Annotated in this window: 12 protein-coding genes; all 12 read left to right on the top strand. The window is 40.0% G+C overall.

The window, feature by feature from the left end:
* Positions 1-11 precede the first annotated feature (11 nt).
* Positions 12-2093 carry a Na+/H+ antiporter gene (locus tag FEZ08_RS11640; RefSeq protein WP_138192590.1) on the top strand — a complete coding sequence of 694 codons (2082 nt, stop codon included), beginning with the start codon at positions 12-14 and terminating at the stop codon, positions 2091-2093.
* 163 nt (positions 2094-2256) lie between these two features.
* A complete protein-coding gene (gene lepA, locus FEZ08_RS11635; protein ID WP_138192611.1) occupies positions 2257-4080 on the top strand; it encodes a translation elongation factor 4 in 1824 nt (607 codons plus the stop codon).
* 12 nt (positions 4081-4092) lie between these two features.
* The gene (locus FEZ08_RS11630) at positions 4093-4755 is read left to right on the top strand and encodes a hypothetical protein (RefSeq protein ID WP_138192588.1); all 663 of its coding nucleotides are present in this window, start codon (positions 4093-4095) and stop codon (positions 4753-4755) included.
* A gap of 121 nt (positions 4756-4876) precedes the next feature.
* A complete protein-coding gene (gene sufC, locus FEZ08_RS11625) occupies positions 4877-5731 on the top strand; it encodes a Fe-S cluster assembly ATPase SufC (RefSeq protein WP_138192586.1) in 855 nt (284 codons plus the stop codon).
* Positions 5732-5750: 19 nt separating this feature from the next.
* Positions 5751-6755 (top strand): SufD family Fe-S cluster assembly protein, encoded by a 1005-nt coding sequence (locus FEZ08_RS11620; protein ID WP_171015065.1) that lies wholly within the window; start codon positions 5751-5753, stop codon positions 6753-6755.
* Positions 6756-6905: 150 nt separating this feature from the next.
* Positions 6906-8132 (top strand): SufS family cysteine desulfurase, encoded by a 1227-nt coding sequence (locus tag FEZ08_RS11615; protein ID WP_138192582.1) that lies wholly within the window; start codon positions 6906-6908, stop codon positions 8130-8132.
* 205 nt (positions 8133-8337) lie between these two features.
* Entirely contained in the window at positions 8338-8772 is a 435-nt protein-coding gene (gene sufU, locus FEZ08_RS11610) for a Fe-S cluster assembly sulfur transfer protein SufU (protein WP_138192580.1), read from the top strand.
* A gap of 57 nt (positions 8773-8829) precedes the next feature.
* Complete coding sequence (gene sufB, locus FEZ08_RS11605; RefSeq protein WP_138192578.1) at positions 8830-10236, top strand: Fe-S cluster assembly protein SufB; 1407 nt, start codon at positions 8830-8832, stop codon at positions 10234-10236.
* 241 nt (positions 10237-10477) lie between these two features.
* Positions 10478-11146 carry a response regulator transcription factor gene (locus tag FEZ08_RS11600; protein ID WP_138192576.1) on the top strand — a complete coding sequence of 223 codons (669 nt, stop codon included), beginning with the start codon at positions 10478-10480 and terminating at the stop codon, positions 11144-11146.
* Position 11147: 1 nt separating this feature from the next.
* The gene (locus tag FEZ08_RS11595; protein ID WP_138192574.1) at positions 11148-12536 is read left to right on the top strand and encodes a sensor histidine kinase; all 1389 of its coding nucleotides are present in this window, start codon (positions 11148-11150) and stop codon (positions 12534-12536) included.
* The gene (locus FEZ08_RS11590) at positions 12529-13260 is read left to right on the top strand and encodes a hypothetical protein (RefSeq protein ID WP_138192572.1); all 732 of its coding nucleotides are present in this window, start codon (positions 12529-12531) and stop codon (positions 13258-13260) included. The genes FEZ08_RS11595 and FEZ08_RS11590 overlap by 8 nt, the downstream gene beginning before the upstream one ends.
* 199 nt (positions 13261-13459) lie before the next feature.
* Positions 13460-17794: an InlB B-repeat-containing protein gene (locus FEZ08_RS11585; protein WP_138192570.1), complete on the top strand. Its 4335-nt coding sequence runs from the start codon at positions 13460-13462 to the stop codon at positions 17792-17794.
* Positions 17795-17863: the final 69 nt, after the last annotated feature.

Raw genomic sequence — 17863 nt, 5'->3', positions numbered from 1 at the left:
GAGGTAGTTATATGTCTTTAGTGATATCACTTTTGGCTTTGTTGTTAGCAATTATTGGGTCAACGATTTTGAGTCGGCGATTTCCAAAGATTCCGTTGGCGGTGTGGCAGATTGGTGTTGGTATTGCTTGTTCAGTGTTGCCGATTCCAGTGAATTTACAATTTCAGCCGGAGTTGTTTATGGTTATAATTATTGCGCCATTGTTGTTTAACGAAGGGCAGCATATTTCGCGGTCTAATTTGCGGCAGTTTGCAAAGCCGATTATGCTTTTGGCTTTTGGGTTGGTTTTTGCAACTGTGTTTTTAGGTGGTATGTTTATTCATTGGTTGTTGCCGGCGATGCCATTGGCAATTGCTTTTGCGTTGGCGGCAATTTTGTCACCGACAGATACGGTGGCGTTGCAATCGGTGACTAAAGGTTTGAAGCTTCCGGGGAACTTGGGCGCGATTCTTGATGGTGAGTCGTTGTTCAATGATGCATCAGGGGTTGTTGCTTTTAAGGTGGCAATTGCAGCAGCTTTAACCGGCGTGTTTTCTATAGGTGATGCGACGATGGACTTTTTGTTTGTCGCACTAGGAGGTATTGCTCTTGGAGCGGTATTAGGTTTTATTTATGTTTGGGTTCGCTTGTTTTTGCGCGGACATGGTTACGAAGAGGTTTCAATGCTTGTTGTCATTCAGTTTACCACACCTTTTATCGTTTTCTTGGTAGCAGAAGCGTTAGGAGTTTCTGGTATTTTGGCAGTTGTTGCTGCCGGTATTGTGCATGGAATTGAAAAGGATGCCTTGCAGCGGACAACAACGAAGTTACAGATTATTTCAGCTAATACTTGGTCGGTGCTGGGCTATGTGCTGAATGGTTTGGTTTTTGTGCTTCTGGGATTTATGCTTCCTGATGTTTATCAGGCAATCGAGACTAGTAATGAGGCATCAACATGGTTTTTGGCATTGATTAGTTTGGCGATCACGTTAGGATTGATTGTTATTCGCTTTTTGTGGGTGTTTATTTTATACAAACCCTTCATTAACGAAGCGCGTCCAATGAAGCGCTTCGTTAAAAAAGTGTTGAGAAGTCAGAATTTGATTGGTGAATCATCGGTTTCGCGGGCTAAGTATGCACTGATAGCAGCTTTTTGTGGAATTCGAGGGACAATTACTCTGGCAACAGCTTTATCTATTCCGTTTACGCTTTTGGATGGAAGTGCTTTTCCAATGCGTGATAGTATTTTGTTTCTTGCCGCCGGAGTTATTATTTTCTCGCTCGTGCTTGCAATTATTTTCTTGCCATTATTAGCCGAGAAACCGGTTGAAGCAGATTCAGAGTTGTTAGGGTTTGCTGCCGCGAAAAAAATTCTGATTGATATGGCGAGCCGTCAGCTGGAAAGTGAGATTAATGATGGCAATCGTATTGCCATTCATCAGGTGCTTGGTGGTTTACATCAAGAGTTAGGTGAGTATAATGGTCAGGCTAATTTTCGCAAGGCAAGTCAGAATAAGATGCTTGATTTGATGCGTTGTGGCTATGAAGCGGAGCTGGAAGCAGTTAAGCAATTACAAGCAGATGATAAAATCAGCGAACAAGTTGCGCAGCTATATCAGATTTATTTGCAAAAGCAAACAGAATTTTTACAAACTACTTTTTTGCAGAGATTGAAGATAAATATTCAGTTGCGATTATTCCGCAAGCGTTTAAATCATAAGTGGGATGATCGGGTTGCTCTCAATGGCACTCAACTTGCTGAAGAATATACACCAATGATTGTTGAGTTTAAGCAAGCTCGTAAGGCTGCAAAACTTGCAGCAATAAAGGCAATTCAAGAGCAAGAAAATATTGAGAATCATGCTGAAGTAGAGCGAGTATTACAGCGATATAATCAAACGTTGAAGATTGATCAATTGGATGACAGTAATCCAATTGAAGTGGATACAAATGTTGATAAATATTATTTAGAAGCGATTCAAGTTGAGCGCGATATGTTGTCGCGTTTGCTGGAAACAAAGCGAATCAGTTTGCAGACAGCCGCGCAATTACGTGAGCATTTGAATTATGACGAGATGTTGCTTGTTGGTAATGAGCTTGAGGCATTGGAATAAAATTATTGAGAAACTGCATTTTCTCCTTTGGGAAAGTGCAGTTTTTATTTTAAATAATACTACTATTTAACCTGGTAATCTGATATAATATTGGGGTATGAATTTTAGGTGAAACGCTGATGAATACAGCGAAAAGATACTATTTGAAGGAGTGGGTGTGTTAGTGAACCACGCACAGAAAAAAGCGAAACAAGAACAGATTCGAAATTTTTCGATTATTGCTCATATTGACCACGGGAAGTCTACGCTTGCCGATCGGATTTTAGAGGTTACCGGAGCGATTACCAGTCGTGAGATGAAAGATCAGTTGCTTGATTCAATGGAACTTGAACGTGAGCGGGGCATTACTATTAAGTTGAACGCCGTGCAGCTGACTTATACTGCCAAAGATGGTAAGGAATATTTGATGCATTTAATTGATACTCCCGGCCATGTCGATTTTACTTATGAAGTTTCTCGCTCGCTTGCAGCTTGTGAGGGTGCTTTGCTCGTTGTTGATGCAGCTCAGGGAGTTGAGGCGCAAACACTTGCTAACGTATATTTAGCTTTAGATAATGACTTGGAAATTATTCCGGTTATTAATAAGATTGATTTGCCAAGTGCTGATCCTGAACGTGCTAAGCAAGAGATTGAGGATGTTATTGGCTTGCCGGCTGATGATGCAGTTTTAGCTTCAGCGAAGTCAGGAATTGGTATTGAAGAAATTTTGGAGCAGATTGTGGAACTTGTTCCGGCACCGACCGGGGATCCGGATGGTCCGTTACAAGCATTAATTTTTGATTCGCATTTCGATGCCTATCGCGGGGTTATGATTTCACTTCGGGTTGTTCAGGGAACGATTAAAAAAGGTCAGAAAATCCGCATGATGTCAACCGGTGCCGAATATGATATTGTTGAACTCGGAGTTAATACGCCGGCAGAGGAAAAACGCGATATGCTGATTGCTGGCGAAGTTGGCTGGATCAGCGGTTCAATTAAAAATATTCAGGATGTGCATGTTGGTGATACAGTAACCGCTGTAGATAACCCAGCGCCGGAGGCGTTGCCAGGTTATCGAAAAATGAATCCAATGGTTTTCTGCGGGTTGTATCCAATTGATAGTGCACGCTACAATGATTTGCGCGAGGCATTAGAGAAATTGCAACTTTCGGATTCAGCATTAGAATTTGAGCCGGAAACATCACAAGCTCTTGGCTTTGGATATCGATGTGGATTCTTAGGACTTCTGCATATGGAAATTATTCAAGAACGTTTGGAACGTGAGTTTAACCTTGAATTGCTGGCAACAGCACCAAGTGTTGTATATCATGTAAACTTGACTGACGGTCAGCAAATGATTGTTGATAACCCGTCAAAGATGCCTGATCCACAACGGATTCAAACTATTGAGGAACCATATGTTAAGGCAACAATTATGTCGCCGGCAGATTATATTGGTCCAATCATGGAGCTTTGTCAGAAAAAACGTGGTGACTATATCAACATGGATTATATTGACAATACTCGGGTACGAATTACCTATGAATTACCATTAGGGGAAATCGTTTATGATTTCTTCGATCGTTTAAAATCAGGAACCAAAGGATATGCGTCATTTGATTATGAGCTTATTGGTTATAAAGCTTCAAAACTAGTGAAAATGGATATTATGTTGAATGGTGATCGTCTTGATGCCTTGGCAATTATTGTTCACAAGGATTTCGCTTTTGATCGCGGTAAAGTGATTACCGAGAAATTAAAAGATGTTATTCCGCGTCACCAGTTTGAAATTCCGATTCAGGCAGCTTTAGGTGGTAAGATTATTGCCCGTTCAACAATTAAGGCTTTACGGAAAAACGTATTAGCAAAATGTTATGGTGGCGATATTAGTCGGAAACGGAAATTGCTTGAAAAGCAAAAAGAAGGTAAGAAACGAATGAAGTCATTCGGTAGCGTTGAGGTCCCGCAGGAAGCATTTATGACGGTACTTTCAATGGATGATGAATAAGGTGGTGTTGCTATGAATGATTTTGATAATACGCAACAGAATAATGAAGAAGAGCAAGATACAAATCAGCATGATAATCAGCAACCGGTAAATCCGGAGCAAGCTTCAGATGATGAAAATCCGAATCCGGTTCCCGGAGACGGTGTGGGGGCACCGGGCACTCCCGGGGGCCCCAACTTTTTTAACCAGAATATGACGCCGGAAGAGCAAGCAGAGATGCAGAAAATTTTTCAGGCGCAGATGATTCAAAGAGCGATTCGTTCGCAAATAAATCAATTGTGGGTTTGGGCAGTGTTGCCGATTATATTCCAGCTGATGGACTTGACGTTGATTTTTAATGTGATTAATTCGATGACGCTTTTGGATGGTAATGTACGTATTTATGTACTTTGTTATGTTTTTTCGATTGCAGTGTTGCTTTCCAACTTAGTATGTGTGGCTATTTTTAGCCGTCAGTTGAAGAAGCAGTATTATAATCTGACATTATTATTCGGGATGATATTTATGTTATTGCTGAATGTGGCAGTGGTCACTGTGTCAGTATTTAGTCAGCCGGGTGCTACAATTGATTTCTTTACGATTGTGCCAATATTGTATAGTTTGATTCAAGTGTGGGTAACCTATCGTGCATATCGTTTTTTCCAGGCGATTACGCGAAATATTCCTAGTTCTTAAGAATGAACAAGTAATATGAAGGTCGTATTATTTCAGTTTTGGACTCGGATATAGTAAAATGTAAGGGAAGCGCAACTTAATGTTGTGATAATATAGACTAATTAATTAGGAGGAATACGTAATGGCTCAGCCAGTATTAACGATAAAAGATTTAAAAGCTTCGGTTGAAGAGAAGCAAATTCTAAAAGGTGTTGACCTTGAAGTAAAAGGTGGAGAAATTCACGTTATCATGGGACCTAACGGTACCGGTAAGTCAACGTTGGCTTCGGTATTGATGGGTAGTCCGCGTTATGAAGTGGATGGCGGAAGTGTTGTTTTAGACGGTGAAAACGTGCTTGATATGGAAGTTGATGAGCGTGCTCGTGCCGGATTGTTCTTAGGTATGCAGTACCCAAGTGAGATTCCCGGGGTAACTAACTCAGATTTTTTACGTACAGCAATTAATACTAAGCTTGGTGAAGGAAATGAAATCAGTCTTTTCAAGTTTGCTAAAAAATTGGAAGATTCAGCCCAACGTTTAGAGATGCGTAAAGATTTGCCTCACCGTTATTTAAATGAAGGATTCTCAGGCGGTGAAAAGAAACGTAATGAGATTTTACAAATGTTAATGTTAGAACCAAAGATTGCCATTCTCGATGAAATTGACTCTGGATTAGATATTGATGCATTGCGTATTGTTGGGACTAATGTTACGGATATGATTCGTGAACGCGGAACTGAAATGGGAGCAATTGTTATTACTCACTACCAACGTTTATTGGATTATGTAAAACCTGACTTTGTTCATGTATTCATGAATGGACGTATCGTTAAAACCGGTGATATGGCTTTAGCAGAGCGTTTGGAAAAAGATGGTTATGATTGGTTGCGTGAAGAACTTGGTATTGAATTCGAAGTTTTTGAAGATGATACGCAAGAAGAAGTAAAACCAGTAATGATGGGTTCTTGTGCAGTGAATGAACAAGCCAAAAAATAACAAAGGAGTGAGACCAAAGATGTTACCAGAACATATTCAAAATATTGTTGGTGATGCACAATCGGTACTTGCTCTTGATGGTGATTTTGTAGAAGTAAATACCAGCAATGCTGGAGTTTTGCCATTGGCAACTTTTGCTAACTATGAAAAAGCAGTTAATCAAACACAAGATACCTTGAAGTATTACCAAAAAAATGAAAATGGTGCGGTGATTGCAATTACGCAGTCACAAAGTGAACCATTAAATATAGTTTTTAGTTATGATAATGATGGTCCAAGCCAATATGTCATTGAAATTGCTGATAATGTTGATGTTACTATTATGGAGCATCATATTATGTGTGATTGCGGCGATGTTATTGAAGCAGCAACCATTAATATTGAAATTTTGGTGGGGCGCAATGCCAACGTTACGTATAGTGCCTTTGATACCAGTGGAATTAAATTGACGATGAACCGTTTTGCAATCGTCGATGGCGATGCAAAACTAGATTTCGCGGCGGGGTTATTCGGTGAAGATTGCGTAAGTGAGACTTATGTACACCTTGTGGCACCTGGTGCGGAAGCATATACTAAAGTGATGATGTATGGACATGATCATCAAAAACAATTACACAAAGTACGGGTAAATCATTTTGCCCCGAATACAACTTCATTCATTACTAACCATGGGGTTATTACCGGACATGCAACCGGATTGTTTGAAGGGATTGGCTTTATTGAAAAAGGTGCGCATCAAAGTGATGCTCAGCAAGAAAGCCGAATTATGGTTATGGACAAAACCGCACGCGGTGATGTCCACCCAGTGTTGTTAATTGATGAATACGATGTTATTGCCGGGCATGCCGGTAGTGTTGGTCGCGTGAGCGATGAAACGTTGTATTATTTGCAATCACGCGGATTAAGTAAGCTGGATGCTTTCCACTTAGTAACGGCCGGATTCTTAATGCCGGTTATTGAAGCGGTGAAAGATGAGCAAACGCGTGAGCGGATTAAAGCAATTATCGAGTCTAAAGTTAAGTAGAAAATGTAGATTGATTGAAAGCGATTGAAATCAAAGAAAGTTGTGAAAAATTGGGAGGGAGCGTATCTAAACATACGTGACTGAGCAATTTTTCACGACTTTCAAAGATTGCGAGCGGCTTTGCAACAATCTAGAATATAGGTGAGTAGTATGGGTAAATTTGATGACCTGCGTAAAGATTTTCCAATGTTGGAACGACAAGTGAATAATAAGCCGTTCATTTATTTGAATAGTGCAGCAACAACATTGAAACCGCGCCAGGTTGTTGAAGCGATGGATACTTACTATTACACTTATGGTGGTACGATTAATCGTGGTGTTGATTCGGTTGGTTATGAAGCTACACTTGCATACGAAGCAGTTCGTACGCAAGTGGCAGAGTTTATCGGAGCAAAAGATCCGAATACAATCGTGTTTACTCGCGGAACGACTACAAGTATTAATATGATTGCATCGTCTTTCGGTGAGTTAATCATTGAAGCCGGCGATGAGATTGTTGTTTGTCTTTCTGAACATCATGCCAATTATATTCCTTGGCAGCAACTTGCTAAGCGCAAAGGGGCTAAGCTTATCTTAGCGCCTTTGAATGATTTTGGCGGAGTAACGCCGGAGGGATTGCAAAGTGTGTTGTCAGCAAAGACAAAGATTGTGGGACTGCATCATATTTCAAATGTGTTGGGGTCGCATAATGATGTGAAGCGTTTAGCAGAACTGACACACGAGGTTGGTGCATATTTCGTTGTTGATGGAGCGCAAGGTATTGTTCATGAAGCTGTTGATGTTACCGATATGGATTGCGATTTTTATGCGTTTAGTGCGCATAAGATGGTTGGTCCGACCGGTGTTGGTGTGCTTTATGGTAAGGCAGAGCTGCTGGCAAAGATGCCGCCGACTGAGTTTGGCGGTGAAATGAATCATATTGTTGATATATATGATACTAGCTTTAAAGATGCACCGCATAAATTTGAAGCCGGAACAATGATGATTGCTGAGGTCATTGGTATGGGAGCAGCAATTTCATATATTGAGGCAATTGGTATTCAAGCTATTCATGATCATGTTTCAGCTTTGCGTGAGTATGCGGTTGAGCAACTTAAACAAGTTGCCAACATTGAAATTTATAATGAGCATAATCATAGTAGCGGGATAATTACATATAATCATATCGGAATTCATCCCCATGATGCAGCGACGGTTTATGATCGTGAAGGGATTTCAATGCGCAGCGGTCATCACTGTGCGCAGCCATTGTTAACTTGGTTGCATCAGCCGGCAACATTGCGTATGAGTCTTTATCTGTATAACAATAAAGCAGATGTTGACCAATGGATTGTTGCGGCTAAGCAGGCGGATAGTTTTCTAGACGCGCTGTTCTAGAAATCTTGAAAAGCGTTTGCAATCAAAGAAAGTTGAGAAAAATTACTCAGTCACGTATGTCGAATACGCTCCTTCCTAATTTTCCTCAATTTCCTCCGCTTTCAATCGCTTTCAATCAATTTCTGGCAATAGTAAAAAGCAAGAGACTTGTATTGAACTGCTTGGCAGCCCGGCTGCAAAACAGTTCATAAGGGAGAAATTTAAAATGACACAAAATAATATCGAACAATGGTATCGGCAAATAATTATGGATCATTATCAAAATCCTCGGAATAAGGGGTTGGTTGATGATGACGCCTATCATACGATTCACTTGAAAAATCCGTCTTGCGGCGATGATATTCAGGTGCAAGTGAAGCTTGAGGGTGAGAAGCTCGTTGATGTCCGCCATCAAGGGTCAGGTTGTTCAATATGTTGTGCATCGGCCTCAATGATGAGTGAGTTGTTAAAAGCGAAGACGATTCAAGAAGCTGACGAGGTTATTACTGCATTCAAATATATGGTTTCTGATCAACCATTTGATGAAGATTTAATTGAAGAAGCGATTAGCCTTCACGGTGTGGCAAAATTGCCACCAAGAATAAAATGTGCAACACTTGCATGGACGGCCGTCAGCGACGCCATCCATGAAGATAAATAAATTTGAAAACAAATATCGGGTTTGCGAAAGTCCGTTATATGAGATAGAGGTGAAAACATGAGTGACACAACAAAAGAAAGCATGCCACAAGAAGAGTATCAATATGGTTTTAATGATGGTGATGTAGGTGTACTTAAGTTAGAAAAGGGATTAAGCGAGGATGTTGTTCGTCAGATTTCAGCCATTAAAGGTGAACCTGCATGGATGACTGAATTCCGCGTAAAATCATATCATGAGTTTGTAACGCATAAAGATCCGGATTTTGGCGCTGATTTAAGCGGTCTTGATTTTGATGATATCTATTATTACATCAAACCGAGTGACCGGGTTGAAACCAGTTGGGATGATGTTCCTGATAAGATTAAGGATACTTTTGATCGTTTAGGATTGCCCGAAGCAGAGCAAAAATATTTGTCTGGGGTAGCAACACAATATGAATCAGAAATGGTTTATCACAATATTAATAAGGAACTTGAAGAGTTGGGGGTTATCTTCTTAGATACCGATTCAGCTTTAAAAGAGTATCCGGAATTATTCAAAAAATATTGGGCTAAAGTAGTCCCATATACTGATAATAAATTTGCTGCATTGAATAGTGCAGTCTGGTCAGGTGGTTCATTTATTTATGTACCTAAAGGTGTAAAAGTACCGCAACCACTACAATCATATTTCCGGATTAATGCTGAAAATATGGGGCAGTTTGAACGCACCCTGATTATTGTTGATGAGGGCGCAGATGTGCATTATGTTGAGGGCTGTACAGCACCAACATATGACAGCAGCGCATTGCACAGTGCGGTAGTTGAAATCTATGTTGAAAAAGGTGGCCGATGCCGCTATACAACAATTCAAAACTGGTCAGATAATGTTTATAACTTAGTTACTAAACGTGCCATTTGTGAAGCCGGTGCTTCGATGGAATGGATTGACGGGAACATTGGTTCAGCTGTTACGATGAAATATCCGGCAATTATTTTAAAAGGTGAACATTCAATTGGTACAACCATCTCAATTGCGGTAGCGGGTAAAGGTCAGCATCAAGATGCCGGCGCTAAAATGATTCATTTAGCACCAAACACTTCATCATCAATTGTTTCTAAATCAATATCACGTAATGGTGGAAATGTTACTTACCGCGGTGTCGTAGAACATGGACCAAATGCTATTGGTGCGCATTCGAATATTGAGTGTGATACGATTATTATGGATGATTTATCGAAGTCAGATACGATTCCATACAACTATATTAAAAATGGTGAGTCTACTTTAGAGCATGAAGCGAAAGTTTCAAAAGTTTCTGAGGAACAACTCTTCTACTTAATGAGTCGTGGTTTAACTGAAGAACAAGCTACTGAGATGATTGTTCTTGGTTTCATTGAACCATTTGCTCGTGAATTACCGATGGAATATGCGGTTGAGTTAAATCAGTTGCTGAAAATGGAAATGGAAGGTTCAATCGGTTAGGATAAAAATTATAAACCTCGGCAAGCGCAGCGCTTGCCGAGGTTTTTTATGAGTTTTCACCAGAAGGCGTTCACATTGTTCACAATTATAGCTGGAAATTAATTGTTTTTCATTAAAACTGGTGATAATCTTAGGTATATAGCGGAGCGAGTAATATTGCGAAAGTTTATCAAAATTGACTTTGCACTTACTTTATAGATATAATTTTATATGAATATTATGTTATCAGGGGGGCTGAAATATGAGTAATATTTTATTTGTGGACGATGATCCGAAGTATCAGGGGGTAATTCGAGATTTGTTAGTGCATGAAGGTTATGCAGTAGACTGTGCCAGTGATGCTGCTGACGGATTGCGCTTTTTTCGTGAACGGGTTTATGATTTGGTTATCAGTGATTTAAAGATGAGTTCTATTGATGGTCATCAATTTTTGGCGTTGTTGCGGAAATATGATGACGATATTAAGGTCATCATTTTGACCGGGTCAGATGATGAACAAGATGAAATCAAGAGCTTGGATTTATATGCAAGCGAATTTTTGAAGAAGTCGGCACCGATTGCGGTTATTTTGAAACGGATTGAACATGTGTTGCGTGAGAAAACCGGGCAGCGGCAATTAGTGCTTTCGAGTCGTTATGAGGATATTGAAGTGCATCTTAAGAATCGCCGGGTTACTAAAGATGGAGAGGAAGTTGATTTGACCGCCAGAGAATATACATTGTTGATTTTCTTTTTGCAGTATAAAAACGTAACCCATACCCGAGAAGAAATTTTGAAAAAAGTATGGCGCAGCGGTGAAGCCTATGGTGATTTGCGAATTGTTGATGCGTATGTAAAAAAGTTACGTCAGAAAATGAACTTGTCGTGCATCAGTTCAGTTCGCAGTGTTGGTTACGAGTGGGTTGAGTAGTATGACAAAACGTAGAAAATGGCGCATACTCTTTTTTGCCACCATTGCTTTATATTTAATTATCATAGCAGCATTAATGGTGATGATTTATAATATCCCGCAGATATATACAACTATGAACAAGAATAACAGCGAAGCTATTGTCACAGAAGTTGAAACAGCACTTGGCAGTGCATCTGGCCAGCTTGATGAACAACTGGCAAATATTGTTGCCGCCAATGAAATGGAATTAGTCGTTTTGGCGCCTGGTGAGACAATATACTCATCGATGCCGGTTACTGATTTTTCGGTTTTGAATCAATCGATCAGCAGCAGTGCTTTGAGTTATCAAAGCGCATTTATTTTTGAAAAAGATGGCACTGAGTACCAGGTGTGGCTTGCTATTTACCAGCAAAATCCGCAACAGGTTTTTGAAGTTATTTTAACGGTAGTTATCGTTGGTGTTATTATATTATGTATCATCATTATCATCTTGATAGTGGTACTTTTCAGGAATTTGATTTTACCGTTTACGAGATTGCGGGATAATATCTTTAAGTTAAAAGAGTACCGCTTAAATGAGGTGCATGGAACTGAGGAAAGCAGTGAGTATGACTTGCTTTCGGAAGAACTGAGTTATTTTACTGATGACCTGAAAGGAAAATTTGATTCATATAGTGTTCAATATACGAGCCTTGAGCAAGAATTGCAGATTCGTCAGGAAGGCTATCAGAATCAGTTGCAGTTAGTACAATCGCTGATTCATGATATTAAGGCGCCACTGAGTATTGAGCAGTTGCAAATTGAGCAGATAGGGAAAGAAGCAGGTGCGAATCCAAAGCTTTCAGAGATAACTGAGGAACTGGCGCACAACAATGCTCAGCTTATGGCTGAGATTGTTGATGTTTTGACCATCCTAAAAAATGAGCCGGATGGCACGATGCGGGAAGCCGAACAGTTTAATGTGGTGCCGGTTATTAAAGAATTGTTGAATAGTTTTAGACCACTTTTTAAAGATCATAAGGTGGCATATTATTTGGATGCACCAAAACGGCTGGATGTTTTTATGGATCCTTTGCAGTTCAAGCAGATTATTCATAATGTTTTATCCAATGCGGCTAAATATACCGATGATGGTGGCAATTTTGAGATTGAAGTATATGAGGAGCATGAGCAATTTGTTTTACGAGCATATAATGATATTGCTGATACCTCAAAGATTGATTTCAACCGTATTTTTGATTTATTCTACCATGTTGGCGCTGCCGATAAGCATGCGACCGGGATTGGTTTGGTGACGGTAAAGCGGATTGTTGAAGCGAATAATGGCAGTTGTTCATTTATGCCGTTTGAACAAGGTGTTTTACTTGAAGTGAAGCTGCCGTTGAAGGCCGGTGATACGCATGCGTAAATGGTTAGCAATGATATGTTGCGCACTAGTTTTCTGTTTAACTGTGGTGCGGCCGGTTTCGGTTTCGGCGATGATGCCGAAGTCAGAGGCCGAGGCAATGGCCGAGGAACTAAAGCGGCTTGATGCCGAGGGTAAGGGTGCCGGCACTTACCGGGTTACCCTTCAATATCTTGATGGTGACAAGGTGACTGAGAAGACGATTGCGATGACGATTCGTGGGAAGAATACTGTTGTCGATGGCGTACTCGCTATTGATGCTAAGGATATTAGCGTTACCGGCGAGCAGGTTGTAAGTGCAACCGCTGAGGATTGGATTGCCTGGAGCGAAGCGAAGGCGTGGCGGATTGATGATTTGGCCGCAGTGGCGTTAGTTGACCTTGATGCTGGAGCGATAAAACCGGTAATTGGCACGTATGTGCTGGTGGTTAGTGCTGAGGGCGGGGTGCAAACCCGGGCCGCAGTGCATGTTACTAGTAATGCTGTGCTTGATGATGACTATAATAAAAATAAGCAGGCGGGTTATTGGTACACTGATACTTTTGATGCTAATCCGCTTGATTTTAGTGCTTTCAATGTTTGGTTCGGGATAACTATTAAAGCGTTTTTAGGAATACTGCTGGTCGTGCCCTTGATTTTATTGTTAGTTCATTATGTGGCTACGACGAAAATTGCCAAGCAGGTGGCTTTTTTGTTGAAGTCACGTCAAGGTGATTCACTCGATTGATGGGGAAGTTTGCAGTGTGCTTCGGCTGGCCCGAAGCGCACTGCTTAGTTTTTCAAAAAGACGATGTGCACTAAATCACAAATTCAAGAAGTTCATAAATTTTAGTTGAATATTCATTGTAGGAATCTGGACAATTGCTACAATATTATTGACAGCCTGTCGGTTGCAGAAAGAGTATTTGAAGGGGGAACGAAAGTTCATGAAAAAATATATTAAGGTAGCGTTTATCGCTTTTATAACTATTGCAGTTATTGGTTCACAAACTAATTTGTCGGTGTTTGCATTAACCGGTGAAAATGATGTGACTAATAGTGAAGAGAATGTTGAGGCAAGTATGGGAAATGCCGAGCCTCAAACTGAGGAGGAGCAACAGTCTGCTTCAGAAGCGGAAGATAATTCAGAAGCTGCTGGTGTGTTAGGCAGTGGCTTAGTTGTGACGCCATTTTCAACAGCGGGATTTGCTGTTTTTGATGGTGTTGATTTAAGTGTAACCAATGATATTACTATCAGTGGTTCAGCAACAGCGGTTGCACCTAAAACGTTGATTGTTAAATCAACATTCCCAACTGATGCAACAATAACTGAGCGTAAGTTGCAAATTAAAATTAACAATGTTTTAGCGTTGCAAGGTGCTCATGGTATGGTAGCGGATAATGTAAAATTATGGAAATTTGATAGCTCGAAATTACCGGCAGAGTTACAAGGTATTGTAATGAATGCTACATTTACTCCTGATCCGCTGGTGAACGGTGTATATCCTAAAACCGGGGTTTTAGAATATGAATTTTCTCCTGGAACTGAGAGTGCGACAATTGAGTTGCAGTTAGGTATTAATCAAAGTTATGCTTTGGGATTTATTAATAATGCTGTGACTAAAAATGACCCAATTGAAATTAATACTACCTATTTAGATAATGGGATTTTAAAAGATAAGGATAATTCTAAGATTAATTCAATTACTTTATCTGCAGGAAGCACTGCAAATATTGCGTTTGTAACTAACTCTGCGTTAGGAACTATACCTCAACAAAAGTTAGCTGGTGAATCAGGGGCAGGAATTTATTATTTTGATGCATATATTGGAAGTATCTATGATAAAACAGTTGTTTATGAAAAAATTGAGTATGTTATTGAGGTTCCCAAAGCTTTGGGGTTTCAAAGTGTTTCCAGCACTAAATATGACATTAATTATTCAGTTGATACAATCAGCTCGACAACTGTCGATGTTGTTACTATCCAATTCAATAATAACCCGCGACCAAGTTCAACACCAAGTAAAGATATTGCAATTAACTATACAATACCGAATGATGCTGCGGTTGGTACTTATATTTTAGCAAAATCAAGATCAGTTGCAGTTACACTTTTGGATGGTAGTGTTGTCACTAAAACTACTCCGAGTTTGACTGGACTTACAGTTAATATATTAGCAGAACGTGATGAAAATTTATCTATTAAGGTAGCTACACAAAATTATGCCTTCCAAAATTTGAATACTTCTGGAACATTATTAGGTTCATATCAATTAGTCAATGAAACTCCTGATACATTGTCAAGTCAAATTGGCCGACTTGATTTCACAAATAGTGCAGGAGTTGTAGGTGTTGAATATATAATTTTGCAAGCACAAACTGGTGTAAAAGTAGAAAATATTGTCGCCAAGACAAATCTTGGCAACACATATACTTTAAGTCAAGCACAACTATTTGGAGCTAATTATCATCATATAAATAAGGATAATTTGGGTATTACTGATTCAGACGAATATATTAGCGAACTTACTTGGGAATACAATGGTAGTTTTAATGCCGGCTGGGGATCAAGTGACAATTATGCGTACTTATATACTTCGTCAGTACGGTACTATGGTAAGGTATTGAATATTCCGGCAAGTAAAACTTATAAGAGTACATTAACTATCGGTAAAAAAGAAACTGGATTTGAAGATCCAACAGTGAGCAAAAAAGAAGGTACTATTAATATTGTTGATACTAATATTGGGCGAGCAGTCATTCATGTTGGGAGTAATTTGAATACGTCAGTGATTAGCGGAAATGCTTATCAGGCGGCACTTGATTTCTCATTATCAAATAATACCGTAAATGGGGCAGCAAGAATAAATAATTTAGAAGGAATAAGTGTTTATCTTCGTGAAGGTGATTATTTATTGATTGACAAGTCAACACTTAATGTAACTTGGAACGGACAAACTTATTCAGTTGCAAATGGAACGTTATCTGTTACTGAAATAATCGATAACACTAATAATAAAGTATATCGTATTGATTTACCTGATGTTGTACTTGGAGTTGATCCGGATACCAATACTAATTTAAGAGCAAATGTAACTTATAAAGTAACACCTAAGAAAACTGCACCAACAACAGCAATTGTTTTAAATGAATTAGTGCAGGTAAAACCATATGATAGTAATATTGGCGCTGCTCCAGATGGTTATCAAGGAATCAGAAATATTTTTAATGTAACTGGCAGTGGTGATTTGACGGAGCCACTATCATCAGCAAACAACAACCAGTCGTTAAAAATTCAAGCACAAAAAGCATTTGTAGTAACAACGGCTGCGAATTTGAACAATGGACCTTGGGTAACATATGATTATGACACGCAAAAATCTATTATTGATTTAAACCCTGAGGGTGATGCCAAGTACCAGTTAGCTGTAGCTAATAATTCAGGACAAACAATTACCGGATACACGGCGCTTATTCCGATTCCAAAAGCGGGAGAAGCGACTGATTTAATCCCAGGTACACCAGGTGCTTTTGATCCGAGTGTTCATCTTCAAAAAGAAGCATTTACGTGGACAGCATCAGTATTGTCGGAAGTTGATACTAGTTCAGCCGGACTTAACTACACGGTTCTTTATGCAACAACATATGAAACTGATAAAGACTCGGCAGCATTTGTGCCATGGAGTGCAATTACTAATAAAGATGATATTCGCATGGTGAAGATCATTACTAATGATCCGATTGTTGATGGAACCAGCGATGTAATTACCTTCCCATTGGCGTTGACTGATACCGATGCTGACTTGCATGCCGGGCTGACAAATATTTACTCAGCGCGAATTTATCGAAGTGTGGATGGCAATGCCGGTTATAAACCAAGTGAACCAATCGCAATTCGTCTCAAAACCGGTGTGGTAAAAGGCCAAGTATTTAATGATACTAACCGAAATGGTTTAAAAGATACTGGAGAAACCGGGCGTAATGGCGTGACAGTCGTTGCCCTTGAAGCGGGGACAACAACTGTCATCGAAACAACGACGACTAAAACTATAGATGGCGTGGATGGCAGCTATGCATTCTTAGGATTAGATAAAGCACAAAATGTAGATATTGTCTTTACTAACCCGGTGACCGATGACACAATTCGTTTTAGCCCAGTAACAAGTGGTGGTAGTACACCTACAGCAACTGCCACGCATGATAAAGCAACAACATCAAACTTGACGCCAAGCGCAATCGGCTTTGATACGATCAATGCCGGACTAATTGCCCCAACAACAGTGAGTATGAATGCCGGAACTGGCGGCAGCACCGCAACGGCGACATTTACTCGTTTCCCAGGAGAAGCGATCACAACTGAACCGGAAGCAGTAAAAACCGGATACACATTTACTGGCTGGTTTACTGCGGCTACTGGCGGAAGTAAAGTAACTTTCCCATATACAGTGGGAACAATGGATGTTATGCTTTATGCACAATATACAGCTAACAAGTATGTGTTGAGCTATGATGTCGCGACCAATGGCGCAACAAGTACGAAACCGGCAGATGAACAAGTGACTTATGATACAGTAGCGACTGCGCCAGCTGATGCGGTGAAAACCGGATATACATTTACAGGATGGTTTGATGCCGCAACTGGTGGTACCCAATGGAACTTCGCGACCAGCAAAATGCCGGCGAATGATATGAAGTTGTATGCCCAATTTACCATCAATAGTTACACGATGACATTTGACAATGATGCTGTGACGACCACCCAAACAGTTGTGTATGATACATTGGTGACTGAGCCAACGGCGCCAATAAAAACCGGATTTACCTTTGTTGGATGGTTTGATGCCCAAACTGGTGGTACGAAGTGGAACTTCGCAACTAACAAAATGCCAGCATCAAACAAAACATTGTACGCTCAATATACAAGAAATAACTACACACTGACATTTAATGATCAAGGGACAACTTCTACCCAAACAGTTGCCTTTGATGCATTAGCAGTAGAACCAGCAACAGTACCAACTAAATCTGGTTATACATTCAGTGGTTGGTTCGATGCAGCGACTGGTGGAACGAAGTGGAACTTCGCGACTAACAAGATGCCAGCGTCAAACAAAACATTATACGCACAGTTTACTGCTGACGACCAAAACATTACTTTTGATGCTAATGGCGGAACTGGTGCTCCAGCAACATTGACACAACCAACTGACTCATCAGTGAATCTAGATGCATTAACCAACCCAACAAGAGCCGGCTATACTTTTGTCGGATGGTTGAGGTGAACCACAGAAGTTGGACTTTATATACATGATTTGTTATATTATAGTTAATGTTACGGAGGTTGTAAATAT

The organism is Culicoidibacter larvae, assembly GCF_005771635.1.
Lineage (GTDB): Bacteria > Bacillota_I > Bacilli_A > Culicoidibacterales > Culicoidibacteraceae > Culicoidibacter > Culicoidibacter larvae.
Note: the sequence above shows the minus strand (reverse complement) of the source record. Positions and strands in the feature narration are given on the sequence as shown.

What these genes read in the sequence shown, in the direction of transcription:
- FEZ08_RS11640 (WP_138192590.1), top strand. Translation starts at nt 12, where the DNA reads ATGTCTTTAGTGATATCACTTTTGGCTTTGTTGTTAGCAATTATTGGG.
- FEZ08_RS11630 (WP_138192588.1), top strand. Translation starts at nt 4,093, where the DNA reads ATGAATGATTTTGATAATACGCAACAGAATAATGAAGAAGAGCAAGAT.
- sufC (WP_138192586.1), top strand. Translation starts at nt 4,877, where the DNA reads ATGGCTCAGCCAGTATTAACGATAAAAGATTTAAAAGCTTCGGTTGAA.
- FEZ08_RS11620 (WP_171015065.1), top strand. Translation starts at nt 5,751, where the DNA reads ATGTTACCAGAACATATTCAAAATATTGTTGGTGATGCACAATCGGTA.
- FEZ08_RS11615 (WP_138192582.1), top strand. Translation starts at nt 6,906, where the DNA reads ATGGGTAAATTTGATGACCTGCGTAAAGATTTTCCAATGTTGGAACGA.
- sufU (WP_138192580.1), top strand. Translation starts at nt 8,338, where the DNA reads ATGACACAAAATAATATCGAACAATGGTATCGGCAAATAATTATGGAT.
- sufB (WP_138192578.1), top strand. Translation starts at nt 8,830, where the DNA reads ATGAGTGACACAACAAAAGAAAGCATGCCACAAGAAGAGTATCAATAT.
- FEZ08_RS11600 (WP_138192576.1), top strand. Translation starts at nt 10,478, where the DNA reads ATGAGTAATATTTTATTTGTGGACGATGATCCGAAGTATCAGGGGGTA.
- FEZ08_RS11595 (WP_138192574.1), top strand. Translation starts at nt 11,148, where the DNA reads ATGACAAAACGTAGAAAATGGCGCATACTCTTTTTTGCCACCATTGCT.
- FEZ08_RS11590 (WP_138192572.1), top strand. Translation starts at nt 12,529, where the DNA reads ATGCGTAAATGGTTAGCAATGATATGTTGCGCACTAGTTTTCTGTTTA.
- FEZ08_RS11585 (WP_138192570.1), top strand. Translation starts at nt 13,460, where the DNA reads ATGAAAAAATATATTAAGGTAGCGTTTATCGCTTTTATAACTATTGCA.